This is a genomic window from Gryllotalpicola daejeonensis, from assembly GCF_039538145.1.
GTDB lineage: Bacteria > Actinomycetota > Actinomycetes > Actinomycetales > Microbacteriaceae > Gryllotalpicola > Gryllotalpicola daejeonensis.
Map to the genome: position 1 here is coordinate 759,074 of NZ_BAABBV010000001.1, position 14,583 is coordinate 773,656.

The 14,583-nt window shown below is 68.5% G+C and carries 16 protein-coding genes; 4 read left to right on the top strand and 12 right to left on the bottom strand.

Annotated elements, in window-relative coordinates; all coding sequences use genetic code 11:
• Positions 1-11: 11 nt before the first annotated feature.
• Positions 12-137: a hypothetical protein gene (locus tag ABD736_RS03825; RefSeq protein WP_344790406.1), complete on the top strand. Its 126-nt coding sequence runs from the start codon at positions 12-14 to the stop codon at positions 135-137.
• Between the two features lie 79 nt (positions 138-216).
• Here the strand turns inward: ABD736_RS03825 and ABD736_RS03830 are convergent, their stop codons facing one another.
• Together ABD736_RS03830 and ABD736_RS03835 are read right to left on the bottom strand one after the other, a co-directional pair.
• Positions 217-1,170 (bottom strand): tetratricopeptide repeat protein, encoded by a 954-nt coding sequence (locus tag ABD736_RS03830; protein WP_344790407.1) that lies wholly within the window; start codon positions 1,168-1,170, stop codon positions 217-219.
• 75 nt (positions 1,171-1,245) lie between these two features.
• The gene (locus ABD736_RS03835; RefSeq protein ID WP_344790408.1) at positions 1,246-3,159 is read right to left on the bottom strand and encodes a DUF8094 domain-containing protein; all 1,914 of its coding nucleotides are present in this window, start codon (positions 3,157-3,159) and stop codon (positions 1,246-1,248) included.
• A gap of 207 nt (positions 3,160-3,366) precedes the next feature.
• Between ABD736_RS03835 and ABD736_RS03840 the strand changes: the two genes are divergently transcribed.
• A complete protein-coding gene (locus tag ABD736_RS03840; protein ID WP_344790409.1) occupies positions 3,367-4,710 on the top strand; it encodes a DivIVA domain-containing protein in 1,344 nt (447 codons plus the stop codon).
• Positions 4,711-4,733: 23 nt separating this feature from the next.
• On the top strand, positions 4,734-5,774 hold the full coding sequence (locus ABD736_RS03845; RefSeq protein ID WP_344790410.1) for an AI-2E family transporter: 1,041 nt from the start codon (positions 4,734-4,736) through the stop codon (positions 5,772-5,774).
• Positions 5,775-5,784: 10 nt separating this feature from the next.
• Here the strand turns inward: ABD736_RS03845 and ABD736_RS03850 are convergent, their stop codons facing one another.
• From ABD736_RS03850 to ABD736_RS03895, 10 genes are all read right to left on the bottom strand, one after another.
• Positions 5,785-6,501 (bottom strand): alpha/beta hydrolase, encoded by a 717-nt coding sequence (locus tag ABD736_RS03850; protein WP_344792204.1) that lies wholly within the window; start codon positions 6,499-6,501, stop codon positions 5,785-5,787.
• A gap of 5 nt (positions 6,502-6,506) precedes the next feature.
• Entirely contained in the window at positions 6,507-6,806 is a 300-nt protein-coding gene (locus tag ABD736_RS03855; RefSeq protein ID WP_344790411.1) for a hypothetical protein, read from the bottom strand.
• 36 nt (positions 6,807-6,842) lie between these two features.
• Complete coding sequence (locus tag ABD736_RS03860; protein WP_344790412.1) at positions 6,843-7,490, bottom strand: aggregation-promoting factor C-terminal-like domain-containing protein; 648 nt, start codon at positions 7,488-7,490, stop codon at positions 6,843-6,845.
• Between the two features lie 112 nt (positions 7,491-7,602).
• The gene (locus ABD736_RS03865; RefSeq protein ID WP_344790413.1) at positions 7,603-8,142 is read right to left on the bottom strand and encodes a DivIVA domain-containing protein; all 540 of its coding nucleotides are present in this window, start codon (positions 8,140-8,142) and stop codon (positions 7,603-7,605) included.
• An 8-nt stretch (positions 8,143-8,150) separates the two neighbouring features.
• On the bottom strand, positions 8,151-9,137 hold the full coding sequence (locus tag ABD736_RS03870) for a phosphatidate cytidylyltransferase (protein WP_344790414.1): 987 nt from the start codon (positions 9,135-9,137) through the stop codon (positions 8,151-8,153).
• Positions 9,138-9,141: 4 nt separating this feature from the next.
• Complete coding sequence (frr, locus tag ABD736_RS03875; protein ID WP_344790415.1) at positions 9,142-9,693, bottom strand: ribosome recycling factor; 552 nt, start codon at positions 9,691-9,693, stop codon at positions 9,142-9,144.
• 47 nt (positions 9,694-9,740) lie between these two features.
• Entirely contained in the window at positions 9,741-10,454 is a 714-nt protein-coding gene (pyrH, locus tag ABD736_RS03880) for a UMP kinase (RefSeq protein WP_344790416.1), read from the bottom strand.
• A 128-nt stretch (positions 10,455-10,582) separates the two neighbouring features.
• Entirely contained in the window at positions 10,583-11,410 is an 828-nt protein-coding gene (gene tsf, locus ABD736_RS03885; RefSeq protein WP_344790417.1) for a translation elongation factor Ts, read from the bottom strand.
• Positions 11,411-11,462: 52 nt separating this feature from the next.
• The gene (gene rpsB, locus ABD736_RS03890) at positions 11,463-12,299 is read right to left on the bottom strand and encodes a 30S ribosomal protein S2 (RefSeq protein ID WP_344790418.1); all 837 of its coding nucleotides are present in this window, start codon (positions 12,297-12,299) and stop codon (positions 11,463-11,465) included.
• A gap of 162 nt (positions 12,300-12,461) precedes the next feature.
• Positions 12,462-13,931: a sugar porter family MFS transporter gene (locus ABD736_RS03895; RefSeq protein WP_344790419.1), complete on the bottom strand. Its 1,470-nt coding sequence runs from the start codon at positions 13,929-13,931 to the stop codon at positions 12,462-12,464.
• Between the two features lie 121 nt (positions 13,932-14,052).
• Here ABD736_RS03895 and ABD736_RS03900 point away from each other — a divergent pair, with 121 nt between their 5' ends.
• On the top strand, positions 14,053-14,580 hold the full coding sequence (locus ABD736_RS03900) for a M23 family metallopeptidase (protein WP_344790420.1): 528 nt from the start codon (positions 14,053-14,055) through the stop codon (positions 14,578-14,580).
• Positions 14,581-14,583: the final 3 nt, after the last annotated feature.

Below are 14,583 nucleotides of genomic sequence, written 5' to 3' on the forward strand. Positions count from 1 at the left end.
ACCTCGAGGCGATGGCCGAGATCCCATCATCGGTGTTCGACGGCGACACCGAAGACGACGCACCGCCCGCGCTGACCCCGTTCGACCAGGTGCGCCCGCGCGCCTGGTCGTGGATGAGCCCTGGCTCGGGCAGCTGAGACGGCTTAGTGGTCTTCGGCCTGGGGATAGCCGTCTAGGCCCCGATTGAGACGAAGATCTTACTGACGCGGCCGCCTGCTAGTACAGCAGGCTCGCGAGACGACCGCGTGCCTTGACGACGCGCGGGTCCGCAGAACCGACGACCTCGAACAGCTCGACGAGGCGCTCGCGCACGCGGTTCTTTCCGGCGGCATCCAGCTTCGGGAAGAGGGTGAGCAGGCGGTCGAAGGCGTCCTCGACGTGACCCCCCGACAGGTCGGCGTCGGCGACGTCCAGTTGCGCGTCGACGTCGTCGGGCGCGGCTGCGGCCGCAGCGCGCACCGCGTCGAGGCTCTTGCCCTGCAGGCGGTGCAGCAGGCTCACCTGCGCGAGACCCGCCTTCGCGTCGGCGTCCCCCGGGTTCTGAGCGATCGCCTTGCTGTACGCGTCGATCGCCGCCTGGAAGTCGCCGCGCTCGATGGCGTCGTACGCCTCCTGGTGCAGCGGCGGCAGAGGCGCCGGCTCGGGCTCAGCGCCCTCGGCTGAAGCATCCGCATCGTCAACCGGAACCGTGCCGGTGATGCCGTTCTGCGCGGCGAACGCGAGCACCTGCTCGACCGCGTCGCGAATCTCGGGCTCCGGCAGTTCGCCGACGAAGAGTCCGACGGGGCGGCCACCGATGATCGCGGCGACCGTCGGCACCTCCTGCGCCTGGAAGGCCTGGGCGAGCTGCGGGTTGCGCTCGGCTTCGATGCGCGCCAGCACGAAGCGGCCCTTGTACTCGCGGACGACTTTGATCAGGGTCGCGGAGAGGCGGGTGCTCTGATCGGTGCGCGCCGACCACAGATCGACCAGCACGGGGACCGTGCTCGACAGCTCGACGAGCTGGCTGAAACTGCGCTCGTCGACGTCGACCACCAGGCCGCCGGCCCGGGCGCCGCTCGGCGCCGCAGCCGTCGCTCCCGCGGCAGCAGGGTCGGGCCTGTTCACCAGTCCGGAAAGGTCCACCGCTCCGCGCAGGCGCGCTGCCTGCGCAGCTCTCTCGTCAGTCACTGATGCATGTCCTCTCACGTCAGCCAGTCCTCTGGCCAAGGATATGAGTTCTCGTGCGCCTGGCGCGCCGGCGGGCTACTTCAGCTCGACCGAACCGGTGACCGCTGCGGTGTAGCCGAGCAGACGGATCTTCTCTTGGGACTCAGCCGGCGGCACGTACAGCAGCAGCTGGAAATCGTACGTCGTCTCGAAGCCCTTGTGGCTCGATGTCTTGCCCGTCAGAGCCGCGGTGCCGCTCTTGGAAGGCGCACTCATGGTGCCCAGCGGGTCGGTGGTGCGGGCGGTCTGCACCTCTTCGATCGTCGTCGCGACGAGCGCACCCGCATTGTTGGTCGCGAGCGACACCGGCGCGTCGGCGCTGGGGCGATCGGCGAAGGTCATCTTGCCGGCCGTCTTCTGGAACTTCTTCAGCAGGTCCGCCTTGTTCTGCGCGCCGAAGTTCTGGATCAGCGAGTTCGGCGACTCGTCGAACTCGTCGTACTTCTTGCTCTTCGCGCCGAGCGCGATCACGTCCGCATAGTCCTGGGCGACCTGACTCGTCGGCACCTTGAGCAGCTTCGAGTCCGGCGGCACAGACGTCGCACCGATATCGGCAGGGGCCAGATTCGGGATCTTCGCACCGGCGAGCATGTACATCGAGTACGCGACCTTGTAGTTGTCGCGCGGGCTCGCCTGCGTGAGCGTGAGCGCGATCGGCGCGGCGTTCTTCGTCGCGGGGTCGGACACGATCACGTCGACGGCCCGCGGCCACGTGGCGGTCGCCTGCGGCAGCACGATCGACAGCTTGGGGTTCACCGGGATCGCGGTGGGCGCGGCGTACGTCGAGAGCTTCTGCCGGATGCGGTAGTTGGTCTGCCGCTCGAGCAGCGCAGAGCCCGTGAAGCGGGTGGCAGCCAGGGCTGCGTCCTTGTTCGCGTCTGCGGTCTTCGCGGTCTCCGCGATCCGGGTCACGATGTTGCGCAGCTGCGGCTCGGTGACCGCGGGCGCCGGGCGGTCGGTGCCCTGGCCCGGAAGCTGCGTCGCGATCGGCGAAGCGGTCGGCGTCGGCGAAGCGGAGTTCGCGCCGATCGCGGGCCAGTAGTCCGACGAGCAGCCGGCCATCGTCACGGCGCCAGCGAGCAGCACGGGAACGGCGATCAGACCGCGCCCCAGCGAGCGGCGGCCGTGCGTCTCAGCCGCGGCAGGGCCCACGGAGCGCACGCGTGCCGCGCGAGGCGCGCGCGGCAGACGCTGCGGGCGCCCGTTGCTTCCACCGCGGCGCGGGCCTCGCCCACGTCGCATGTGCCGCAGGGCGAGGATGTAGAACACGATGCCCGCGATGGCGAGCAGGCCGCCGAGCACGATGAGCGGGCCGGCCCACGGCGTGCGTGTATCCATCGGCCAGGTCAGCGAGACGCCGGCCGGCGCCTCGTGCGCGCCATCGGTCGCGATGATCACGCTGACGCTGTCCGGCACGTTCATCGTCGTGGTGGCAGCCTTCGCGCCCGTGAACTCCTCGAGCCACAGGTCGCTGCCCGCGGGGTTCGGCGCCTTCGGATCGATCGAGTCAGCGAGTTCCGAGGTCTTCGCCGACGCCCCTGCAGTGGGGGTGGCACTGGCGGTGGGGGTGCTCGTCGGCGTCGGCGTCGCCGTGGCATCCCCCGACTCGCTCGCGCTGTGATCGCCGGGGCGCACCAGCGTCGACTTCAACGACTGGGTGGCCTGGTCGTAGCTGACCCGCGTGTACGGCTCGTCGCCGATCCAGGCCTTCACATCTGCCGTGCGGCCGTACGCGACGAACGGGTTGGATGCACCGGTGACGCGCAGCGTCTGCTGCCCCTCGTTGGCATTGAGCGTGGCACCGGAGATCACGATGTACGGTGCATGCGAGTGCACCTCTGCGGCGGCGGTCACGCTTGCGGCGGGTGCCCAGATCGTTCGCTGGGCGACCCCAACGCCGATCATGATCGCGGCGATGAGGAATGCCGCGATGGCAATGACGAAACGCACGAATGAATCCTTCCTGGCCGGTCTATCGGGTGTCGACCGGCGGCCAAAAGTCGCTCCAGGTTATTCGACGCGCCTGGACAGACCCGGGACGAACCCTGAATGCGGCGTTCGGCGCGCCTCGTCGGGCTTGTAGCATTTCTGGGGTACGGCGCGACGCAGCGCCGCACCCCCCTCCCAGCAGCCTTTCGATCCCCCCGGAGAGCCACAGTGCCCGAAGAGTCAGAGTTCACCCAGGTCTTCCGCGGCTATGACAAGGACGAGGTCGACAAAGCGCTGCAGGAGTTGCGCCGCGAGTTGATCAAGGCCAACACGCAGGCGTCGGATGCCGCCAAGGAGATCAAGCGACTCAACGGCCGCATCGATGAACTCAACGCGGAGATCGAAGAGGTCGGCAGCCCCACGTTCTCCGGCCTCGGCACGAAGCTCGAGAACACCCTGCGCGTCGCGGAAGAGCAGTCGACGCGCATGATCGCGCAGGCCGACATCGACGCGGAGAAGCTGCGTGCCCAGGTCGCCCGCGAGGCCGAGCAGATCCGCGAGGCGGCGAAGTCGCAGGCGGAGCGCGTGGTGAACGAGGGCCGCGCCCAGGCTGCTTCCGCCCTGCAGGACGCGCAGATCGAGGCGAACTCGATCATCGCCGACGCGAAGCGCGACGCCGAGCAGCTGCTTCAGGACGCGCAGCGCGAGGCGGCGGCGATCCGCGGCGCCGTCGCGACCGAGGCCGCAGAGGTGCGCGCCACGAGCAAGCGCGAAGCGGCTGCGACCAAGTCGGAGGCGGAGCGCGAGGCCGCAGAGGTGCGCGCCGTCGCCGCGAAGGAGGCGCAGGCGAGCCGCGAGGCGTCGGCCGGCCTCGACACCGAGGTCGCCGAGCGCCGGGCAGAGCTCGAGCGCGAACTCGCCGAGAGCCGGAACGCACACGAGTCGCAACTCGAGGCCGAGCGCATCGCCCACCGTCAGGAGCTCGCGCAGGCCGCGGCAGCGCAGGCGTCGCAGCTCGAGGCCGAGCTCGCCGAGCACCGCGCCAAGGTCGAGCAGGCACGCATCGACCACGAGAACGAGCTCGCCGCACTGCGCCAGGCGGCACAGGCAGAGGTCGACCAGCAGCGTCACGAGGCCGAGCAGGCACGCATCGATCTCGAGGTCGAGCTCAAGTCCCGCCGCGACGAGGCCGAGAAGGAGCACCTCGCCCGCCACCAGGAGGCCGTCGCGCAGACGCAGCGCTTCCTCGACGACGCGAACGTGCAGCTCGCCGATGCGCTCAAGCGCAGCAACGACGCGCGCGAAGAGGCCAAGGCGATCGAGACGGATGTCCGCGCAGAGGTCCACTCGAAGCGGAAGGAAGCCGAGGCCGAGGCCGCGCGCATCGTCCGCGAGGCCGAGGACCGCGCGAAGGCCATGATCGAGGACGCCGAGAACCGCACGCGCAAGCTCGTGGACGACGCAGAGGACCGCCTCTCGCAGATCCGCATCGAGCGCGAGTCGGTCGCCGGCTACTTCGAGAGCCTCCGCGGCGCGCTCGCCCAGGCCGAGGGCGTGGCATCTGCCGAGTGAGGGCCTGCCGATAATCTGAATGCGTGAAGATCAAGAACGCGTTCACGCTCGGGCTCGTCGGCACGCTCGGCGTCGGACTCGGAGTTCTGATCCTCGCGTCGATCGTCAACCTGTCGACGGTCATCACGTACATCGGTGCCGCGCTGTTCATCGCTCTCGGCCTCGAGCCGCTGATCGAGTTCCTCGCCAGGCGCGGCGTGCCCCGCTGGGCATCCATCGTCATCGTCTTCGTGGTCATCCTCGGGGTCGCGACCGGCGTGATCCTGGCGATCGTGCCCGTGATCATCGAGCAGAGCTCGCAACTCGTGCAGTCGGTCACCGACTTCGTCGATCAGGGCACGTACCAGCAGTGGTATCAGTGGCTGCAGTCGCAGTTCGAGCCGGGCGTCGTCGACAACGCGGTGAGCCAGATGTGGACGGAACTGCAGAAGCACCTCGGCACCATCACGGGCGGGGTGCTGCAGGCCGGCCTCGGGCTGATCACGGGCGCGTTCGGCGTGCTGATCGTGCTGATCCTCACGGTCTACTTCGCCGCGAGCCTCAAGAACATCAAACGCGGGGCGTATGCGCTGGTGCCGGCGAGCAAGCGCCGCCGCTTCATCGACATCGCCGAGCAGGTCACCGACTCCGTCGGGAAGTACGTGATCGGCCAGGTGTCGCTCGCGCTCGTGAACGGCATCCTCTCGGCGATCTTCCTGAGCATCATCCGCGCGCCGTACCCGATGCTGCTCGCGGTGATCGCCTTCGCGTTCTCGCTCGTGCCGCTCGTCGGCACCCTGACGGGATCTGCCCTGATCTGCCTGCTGACGCTGCTGCTCGGCTCGCCGCTGACTGCGCTCGTCGCGGCGATCTACTACCTCATCTACATGCAGGTCGAGGCATACGTGCTGAGCCCGCGCATCATGAACCGCGCCGTCGCCGTGCCCGGTGCCCTGGTGGTCGTCGCGGCACTCGCGGGCGGCACCCTGCTCGGCGTGCTCGGGGCGCTCATCGCGATCCCCTTCGCGGCCTCTGTGCTGCTGATCGTCCGCCAGGTCGTGATCCCGCGCCAGAACGAGCTGTGAGACCGGCCGTCTAGAGCTCGTAGGTCTCGGGCAGCGGCAGCGCCGCCGGGTTGACCGCCCGCACGATCTCGGTGAGCACTGTGCGGGTCTGCGCCTCACCGACCCAGAGGTGCTTGCCGCCTGGGACGGCGAGGAACTCCGCCTCAGGGACCGCCTCGCGGAAGATCGGCTCGGCCTGCTCGGGCCGCAGGAAGTCGTCGAGCTCAGGAACCAGCACCACCATCCGCTTTCCCGAACCGTGCCAGGCAGCGAGCTCGTCGCGGGTCGCACGGTGCAGCGGCGGCGAGAGCAGACTGACGCCCTCGATCTCATCGTGAGCGAGCCCGTACTTGATGGCGACCTCGGTGCCGAACGACCAGCCGACGAGCCAGGGGCGGGGCAGCTCTCGGTCGCGCGCGAAGCGCACCGCGGCCTCGAGGTCGAAGCGCTCGGTGACGCCCTCGCCGAATGCCCCGTCGCTCGTGCCGCGCGGGGACGAGGTGCCGCGTGTGTTGAAGCGCAGCACCGCCAGGTCAGCGAGGGCGGGAAGTCGAGCGGCCGCCTTGCGCAGGATGTGCGAGTCCATGAAGCCGCCGTGCGTCGGCAGCGGATGCAGCGTGATGAGGGTCGCGACCGGATGCCTGTCGAGAGGAGTCGCGAGCTCGCCGACCAGGCGAAGCCGGTCGAGGGTCGTGAACTCGACCTCTTCCCGAACGGCGGGAAGCTCAACGCCCGCACGGACCTCCACCACGGTCACGCGATCCTCCAGCAGTGCGTGTGCCAGTGCCGCCGACCGGAGAGGTCGGCGGCGTCGCCCAGCACGCCGTCGGCGCGCCAGACGGCGACGTGCTCGACGCCTGGCGCCACCTCACGCCCACAGCCGGGGCAGACGTAGCTCTTGCGGGCGTTCGCCGCAGAGATGGGCTGAACCGTGTAGCTCGCGCCGCGGCGCGTCTCCGTGCGCCGCCAACCGAGCGTCAGCCGTTCGATGTCGAGCTCAGACGAATCGTCCCCGGCGGTCTTGCGACCCCGGGGACGATTGCTGCGCGGCATGGATTCCAGCCTACGCGAGTCGGTTGTGCGCTCGGCTCAATACCAGCCGGTGGACTGCGAGTGGCCCCACGCGCCGCAGGGGTTCGTGTAGCGGCCGGTGATGTACCCCATGCCCCACTTGATCTGCGTCTCGTAGTTGTTCTGCCAGTCGGGACCCGCGCTCGACATCTTGCTGCCGGGAAGGGCCTGCGGGATGCCATAGGCGCCGCTCGGGTTCGAGGCGTGCACGTTCCAGCCGGATTCGCGGTTCCAGAGCGACACGAGGCAGTTGAACTGGTCGTCGCCCATGCCCAGCGAGGCGAGGTAGGTCTTCGCCCACGCCTGCGCGGTGCCAGGGGCTGCGGGCGGAGCAACCGGCGCCGCGGCGGTCGCGGTCGCGGTCGTCTGCGTCGACGACGCCTGCGACGGTGTCTTCGTCGGGGTCGGCTTCGGCGTCGGCTTGGGCGGCACCGCAGCGGTGAACTGGTCGCGCTGCACCGCCACCGGCTGGTAGTCGGCGCCGACGTCGAGCGCCTGCGGCTGCTGGCCGGCGTATCGGTCGGTCACATGCGCGAACTGCAGGGAGGCATCTGCGGTCGCGAAGCTGTTCGGGTTGACCAGGTTGATGAGCACGAACCCTGCGATAGCTGCGACAGCCAGCAGGACCACGATCGGCCTGGACTTCTTCTTGAATGAATTGTGCATAGTTGTGACGGGGCGGCCGGCGGCATCTGCCGTCTTGGTTGCTACGCGCCTACCCACGATCACAGAACCATAACGGCGCGGTGGGCGGTTGCCAAACCAGAATCCACAGCGGTCATCGCACCGCCAGCATCACGTCGGTCACGGAATCGAGCAGCAGATCGACCTGCGCCTCGGTGTATCCGCCGCGCTGCGGACGGAAGGTGACCGTGCGGACCTCGTCGACGGTCACGGGCAACCCTTCAGCGAAATACCTGATCAGACGGGAGGAAAACCGGTCGACCTCCGCCGTGTTGTACCCGAGCGTGAGGGGCCCGGTGCGCGTGAAGCGGTGCTTGTCCGGGCGGTTGAGGCGGTTGACGATCACCTGCGCCAACTCACGCGCCCGACCGAACCATTCCTTTTCTCCGAGTTCGCTCCGAGCGCGCTGCCGCTCGCGCTCGGCGAAGACATCCTCGAGGCGCTCGAGCGCCGCGTCGACCGCGCTCGGCTCGTAGCCGTCCTTCGTGAGGTCGAACGCAGTGCGGCGGATGTCGACCGCCGTCAGCCCGGTGCTGCGCCCGTCGAACACCGCTCGGGCCTTCGTCAGGAACTCATCGACTTGCGCGGCACTGTAGCCGCGCTTCTTCGGGCCGACAGTGGGGAAACTCGTCACGGGACTCCTCACGAGAACAGCGGATAGAAGATCAGATACAGGGCGTAGGTCGCGGCCACCGAGGGCAGGATCGAGTCCAGGCGGTCGAGCACCCCGCCGTGGCCCGGCAGCCACGAGCTCATGTCCTTGATGCCGATGTCGCGCTTGATCAGCGACTCGGCGAGGTCGCCGACCGTCGCGGTCACCAGCAGCACCGGGCCGATCACGAGGCCGAACCACCACGGCACGTGCAGCATGAACAGCGAGAGCAGCACACCGGCGATGATCGCCGCGGCCCCAGCCCCGGCGAAGCCCTCCCACGTCTTGCTCGGGCTGATGGTCGGCACCATCTTGTGGCGGCCGAGATTCAGGCCGGCCGCATACGCGCCGGTGTCCGTCGCGACGACGATGATGAGAGCCGCGAGCAACCACCAGCGGCCACCAGGCGACGACTGCGGTGAGACGAGCAGGACCGCGAGGCTCGCCAGCAACCCGACATATGCCTGAACGAGAATGGATGCTGCGAGGTCGCGCAGCAGGGCATCCCCGCCGCCACGACGGCTCGGCCACGCATACTCGATCAGCCTCCACAGCACGACGAACGCGGCGGCCGCGATGAAGACGAGCCAGCGCAGCTCTGCGCCGAGATAGTAGGACGCCGGGATCAGGGCGAGCGCCGCGATGACGCTCGCGGTGCGCGGGATGTCGCGGCCGCTCCCCCGCAGCGCCGTGCTGAGCTCCGCCACCCCGAATGCGACGATCGCCGCGCCGACGAGCATGAACAGCTCCGGAATGAACAGCAGGCTCGCGAGCACGAGCGCGCCTGCACCCACTCCGATCAGGATCGCGAGAATCAGGTTGCGACCGGTGCGCGCGCGAATGCGCTCGTTGACCTCGTCGAACTGGGCACGGGCGTTCTCGAACTGCGCGCGGGATTCCTGGAGCTGTCGCTCGATATCGGCGCGCGCGGCCTGGGCTTGCGCCTTGAAGTCGGGGCCCTGCGGCCGCTGCGCCATGGGGTCAGACCTCGAGAAGTTCGGCTTCCTTGCGGGTGAGCGCCTCGTCGATCTGGTCGACGTGCTTCTTCGTCAACGCGTCGAGCTCCTTCTCGGCGCGGGCGATCTCGTCTTCGCCCACCTCTTTCAGCGAGTCCAGCTCGTCCTTGGCACGACGGCGGATGTTGCGGATCGAGACCCGCGCCTCCTCCGCCTTCGCGCGCACGACCTTGACGTAGTCCTTGCGGCGCTCCTCCGTCAGCTCGGGCATCGTGATGCGGATGATGTTGCCGTCGTTGTTCGGCGTGACGCCGAGGTCGGGGCGGGCGACGATGGCCTTCTCGATCTCTTTGAGCGCCGTCTTGTCGAAGGGCTGGATGAGGATGACACGCGCCTCAGGCACCTGCAGCGAGGCGAGCTGCTGCAGCGGCGTGGGGCTGCCGTAGTACTCGACCATCACGCGCGAGAACAACTGGGGGTTCGCGCGGCCGGTGCGGACCTCTGAGAAGTCCTCCTTCGCGGCTTCGACGGACTTGCCCATGCGTTCGGTCGCGTCGGACAGGACATCAGCGATCACGGTAGCTCCTTCGTAGAACTGTCGGGTCGAGTCTATCGACGCTCTCGTCAGTGGGTGACGAGCGTGCCGATCGGCTCGCCGAGCAGAGCCGCCCTCACGTTGCCCTCCGGCTGCATGCCGAACACCTGCATCGGCATCCGGTTGTCCATGCACAGGCTGAAGGCGGTCGAGTCGACGACCTTGAGGCCACGTCGCAGCGCGTCCTGGTAGGTGAGCCGGTCGATCTTCGTGGCGGTGGGGTCGTGCTTGGGGTCTGCGGTGTACACACCGTCGACGCCGTTCTTGGCCACGAGCACGGCGTCGGCGCCGATCTCGAGGGCACGCTGCGCCGCGACGGTGTCGGTGGAGAAGTACGGAAGGCCGGCGCCGGCGCCGAAGATCACGATGCGGCCCTTCTCGAGGTGGCGCTCCGCACGACGCGGGATGTAGGGCTCGGCGACCTGCGTCATCGCGATCGCCGACTGCACGCGGGTCTCAGCCCCGGCCTGCTCGAGGAAGTCCTGCAGGGCGAGAGCGTTCATGACGGTGCCGAGCATGCCCATGTAGTCGGCCCGGCCGCGGTCCATGCCGCGCTGGCTGAGTTCGGCGCCGCGGAAGAAGTTGCCGCCGCCGACCACCACCGCGACTTCGACGGAGCGCGCCGCCTCGGCGATCTCGCGCGCGAGCGCCGCGATGACGTCGGGGTTCACCCCGAGGGAGCCTGCGCCGAACGCCTCGCCCGAGAGCTTGAGAAGGACTCTGCGCTTCGTGTCGTCTGCCATCTGGTGGTGTCGTCCTTCCGGTGTGGGTCTGCTCTGTGGTCGAGGTTAGCTGGTGGGCAGCGCCCGGCGCGCGGGCGCGCGAAAAAGGGGTCCGGATGCCTCATGCATCCGGACCCCCATGTGTTGTGTTACGCGCCGACCTTGAAGCGGGCGAAACCGGTGATCGTCAGGCCCGCGTTCTGCGCGACCTTTCCGACCGTGAGCGAGTTGTCCTTCGCGTAGTCCTGCTCGAGCAGGGCGACCTGCTTGTAGTAGGCGCCGAGACGGCCCTCGACGATCTTCGGAAGGATCGCCTCGGGCTTGCCCTCCTGGCGCGAGATCTCCTCGACGATGCGGCGCTCGTTGTCGACCTTGTCGGCCGGGACCTCGTCGCGCGTGACGTAGTCGGGGTTCGCGAACGAGATGTGCTGCGCGATGCTGCGGGCGGTCTCCTCGTCGGAGCCGGTGTACGCGACGACGACGCCGACCTGCGGGGGCAGGTCCTTCGAGGTCTTGTGCAGGTAGATCGCGAACGCGTCGCCCGTCAGGTACGCAACGCGGCGCAGGACGATCTTCTCGCCGATGACAGCGGCCTGGTCCTCGATGACGTCGGCGACGGTCTTGGTCGCGGCGGGGGCGGCGAGCGCCTCCTCCAGCGACTTCGCGCCGGCGAGCACGACGGCCTCGAGCACGCCGTCGGCGAGGGCGATGAACTTGTCGTTCTTAGCGACGAAGTCGGTCTCGCACGCGAGCTCGATGAGCCACGCCTCGTTGCCCTTCTCGCGAGCGGCCACGAGGCCCTCGCTCGTCGAGCGGTCTGCACGCTTGGCGTTGCCCTTCGCGCCCTTCAGGCGCAGGATCTCGGTCGCCTTCTCAAGGTCGCCGTCGGCTTCCTCGAGGGCCTTCTTGGTGTCGACCATGCCGGTGCCGAGCTGCTCACGCAGCGCCTTGATGTCGGCGATGCTGATGGTTGCCATTCCTCTGGAACTCCCTGTTGTGAGTGTTGTGAGCGGTGAGGGGGTGCGAGTCTTACTCGGCGCTGGCGGCCGGCTCGGCCTCCGCGACCTTCTCGGTCTCGGCGCTCGACTGCGCAGGGGTGGCCTCGTCGGCGTCGCCCGCGTTCAGGAGCTCCTGCTCCCACTCGGCCAGCGGCTCGGCCTCGTCGCCATCGGTCTGGCCGTGCTTGGACATGAGGCCCTCGGCGGCGGCGTCGGCGATGATGCGGGTCAGCAGCGCGACGGAGCGGATGGCGTCGTCGTTGCCCGGAATCGGGTAGTTGACCTCGTCGGGGTCGCAGTTGGTGTCGAGGATGCCGACCACGGGGATGCCGAGCTTCTCGGCCTCGTCGATGGCGAGGTGCTCCTTCTTGGTGTCGACGACCCAGATCGCGCTCGGGGTCTTCGTCAGGTTGCGGATGCCGCCGAGCGACTTGTGCAGCTTGTCGAGCTCACGCTTCTTGATCAGCAGCTCCTTCTTGGTGAAGCCGCTGGTGTTGCCCTCGAAGTCGAGCTCCTCGAGCTCCTTCATGCGGGCGAGGCGCTTCGAGACGGTGCTGAAGTTCGTGAGCAGGCCGCCGAGCCAGCGCTGGTTGACGTAGGGCTGGCCGACGCGGGTCGCCTGCTCGGCGATGGCCTGCTGGGCCTGCTTCTTGGTGCCGACGAAGAGGATGGTGCCGCCGTGTGCGACGGTCTCCTTCACGAAGTCGTACGCCTTGTCGATGTAGGTGAGCGACTGCTGCAGGTCGATGATGTAGGAGCCCGAGCGCTCGGTGAGGATGAAGCGCTTCATCTTCGGGTTCCAGCGGCGGGTCTGGTGCCCGAAGTGGACACCGCTGTCGAGCAGCTGGCGCATGGTGACGACGGCCATGATCGTTCCTTTGTTCTTGAGGTTGATAGTCCTAGTGCCCGACACGCTCCCGCCCGCGACCGCATCGGCGGTGTTGGGACCTGGGGGAATTGTGCCGCCGACGATGAGCCGGCCACTGGGCACGCGTAGTCACCCCGCCGAGCGGGGTGCTCGCAAAGTCTATCAGTTCGTCTCGCGCAGTTCGGGATGCCGCTTGAGGAAGAGGTCCTCGGTGTGTTCGAGTGCGACGCCCTTCGTCTCCGGCACGCGGAACAGCACGAAGAAGAACGACAGCGCCGCGAAGACGGCGTAGATCGTGTAGGTCCAGGGCAGCGACCACGCCGACAGCGGCGGGAACGTCTCGGAGATGATGAAGTTCGCGATCCACTGGGCGGCCGCGGCGACACCCAGCGCCCGAGCGCGGATGCGGCTGGGGAAGATCTCGCCGAGCAGCACCCACACGAGCGGACCCCAGGTGGCGCCGAAGGCGATGATGAAGACGTTCGCCGAGATCACCGAGACGGTGGCCCACCCGGTCGGCAGGCTGAGCTGGCCGTCTTGCAGAGTCGCGAAGCTGAAGGCCACGGCCTCGAGCCCGAGCGGGATCGCCATGCCCACCGAGCCGATCAGCAGCAGCAGGCGCCGGCCGAGCTTGTCGACCAGCGCGATGGCGATGAAGGTGACGAGTACGTTCACGATGCCGCTGATGACGCTGAGCAGGAAGGCGTGGTCACCGAGCCCGACAGCCGTCCACAGTGAGTTCGAGTAGTAGAACACGACGTTGATGCCGACGAACTGCTGGAAGACGGACAGGATGATGCCGACCCAGACGATGGGGTGCAGGCCGAACGAGGGCCCGCGCAGCGTGGCGTTCGCGTTCTTCTTGTCTTCGGCGATCGCCTTCTCGATGTCGGCGATGGCGCCCTCGACCTCGTCCTTCGGCACGATCGTCGAGAACACCTGCTCTGCCTCATCGCGCTTGCCGATGAGCAGCAGATAGCGCGGCGACTCGGGAATCGTCAGCGCGAGCCAGCCGTAGACGACAGCTGGGATGACACCGACGATGAACATCCAGCGCCAGGCCCCGAGGTTGATCCAGAGCGCCGCCGTGGCGTCATTGCCCGCGGCGCTGTTGAGAACGAAGTCCGACAGCAGGGCGACGAAGATACCGATCGTGATGGCGAGCTGTTGCAGGGACGCGAGGCCGCCGCGCACGCCCTTCGGGGCCACCTCGCCGATGTACGCGGGGGCGATGACGGATGCGATGCCGATGCCGAGACCGCCGATGACACGCCAGGCGCCGAGGTCCCAGACCGTCTGGGCGAGGCCCGCGCCGATCGCGCTGACGAAGAACAGGATGGCGCCGAGGAGCATGACGCGCGGCCGACCCCAGCGGTCGGCGAGACCGCCGGCGATCCACGCACCGACGGCCGAGCCGAGCAGCGCGACCGCGACGACGAACCCCTTCACGAAGTCTTCTGCCGCGCCGGATACGGCAGGGGCGACGATCTGCTTGCCGATCGCGTCAACGGCGCCGTTGATGACCGACGAGTCGAAACCGAACAGGAAGCCGCCGACGGCAGCGGCGATGGCAAGGCCGGTCACCCGGCGGCGGAACCTCGGATCGATCTTCTCGATTTGCCCGACAGACATCTCGCGTTCCCCTCTCTCCTGCCATCACTCTTTCCCTCCACAGGCGTCGCCGCAACGGATTGCGCACCGAAGCCCTGTTCCGCAAGGGAATCCGTCGAGCCCGTCTGCGATGCTCGCGCGCATGCTGCTCGCCAAATCCGCCGCTTGTCTGGCTCTCGTCGTCGCGCTCGCACTCGCGCCGGGGCGCGCAGTGGCGACGGAAGGTTTCGACGGGCCCAATCCGCCGGCTCCGGCCGACGCGCCGCGTTGGCGCTGGCCGACTTCTCCCCCGGGCCCCGTGGTCCAGCCGTTCGAGGCGCCGCCCGGGCCGTACGCAGCCGGCCACCGCGGCATCGACCTCGCGGCATCGCCCGGCGAACCGGTGCTCGCGCCGGCCGACGCCACGATTCACTTCGCCGGCGTCGTCGTCGATCGGCCGGTGGTGACCCTGGCCGTCGGCGACAGCGTGCTCGTGAGCTTCGAGCCGGTGGCCACGGCAGCTTCGACCGGGTCCGAGCTGCACGCGGGTGAGGCGTTCGGAACGGTGGCGCACGGCGGCCACTGCGACGACCGGTGCATTCACGTCGGTGTCCGCGTCGACGGCGAATACGTCTCGCCCCTGCTCTTCTATGCAGGCATTCCTCCGGCTGTCCTGCTGCCGCTCGACTGACGG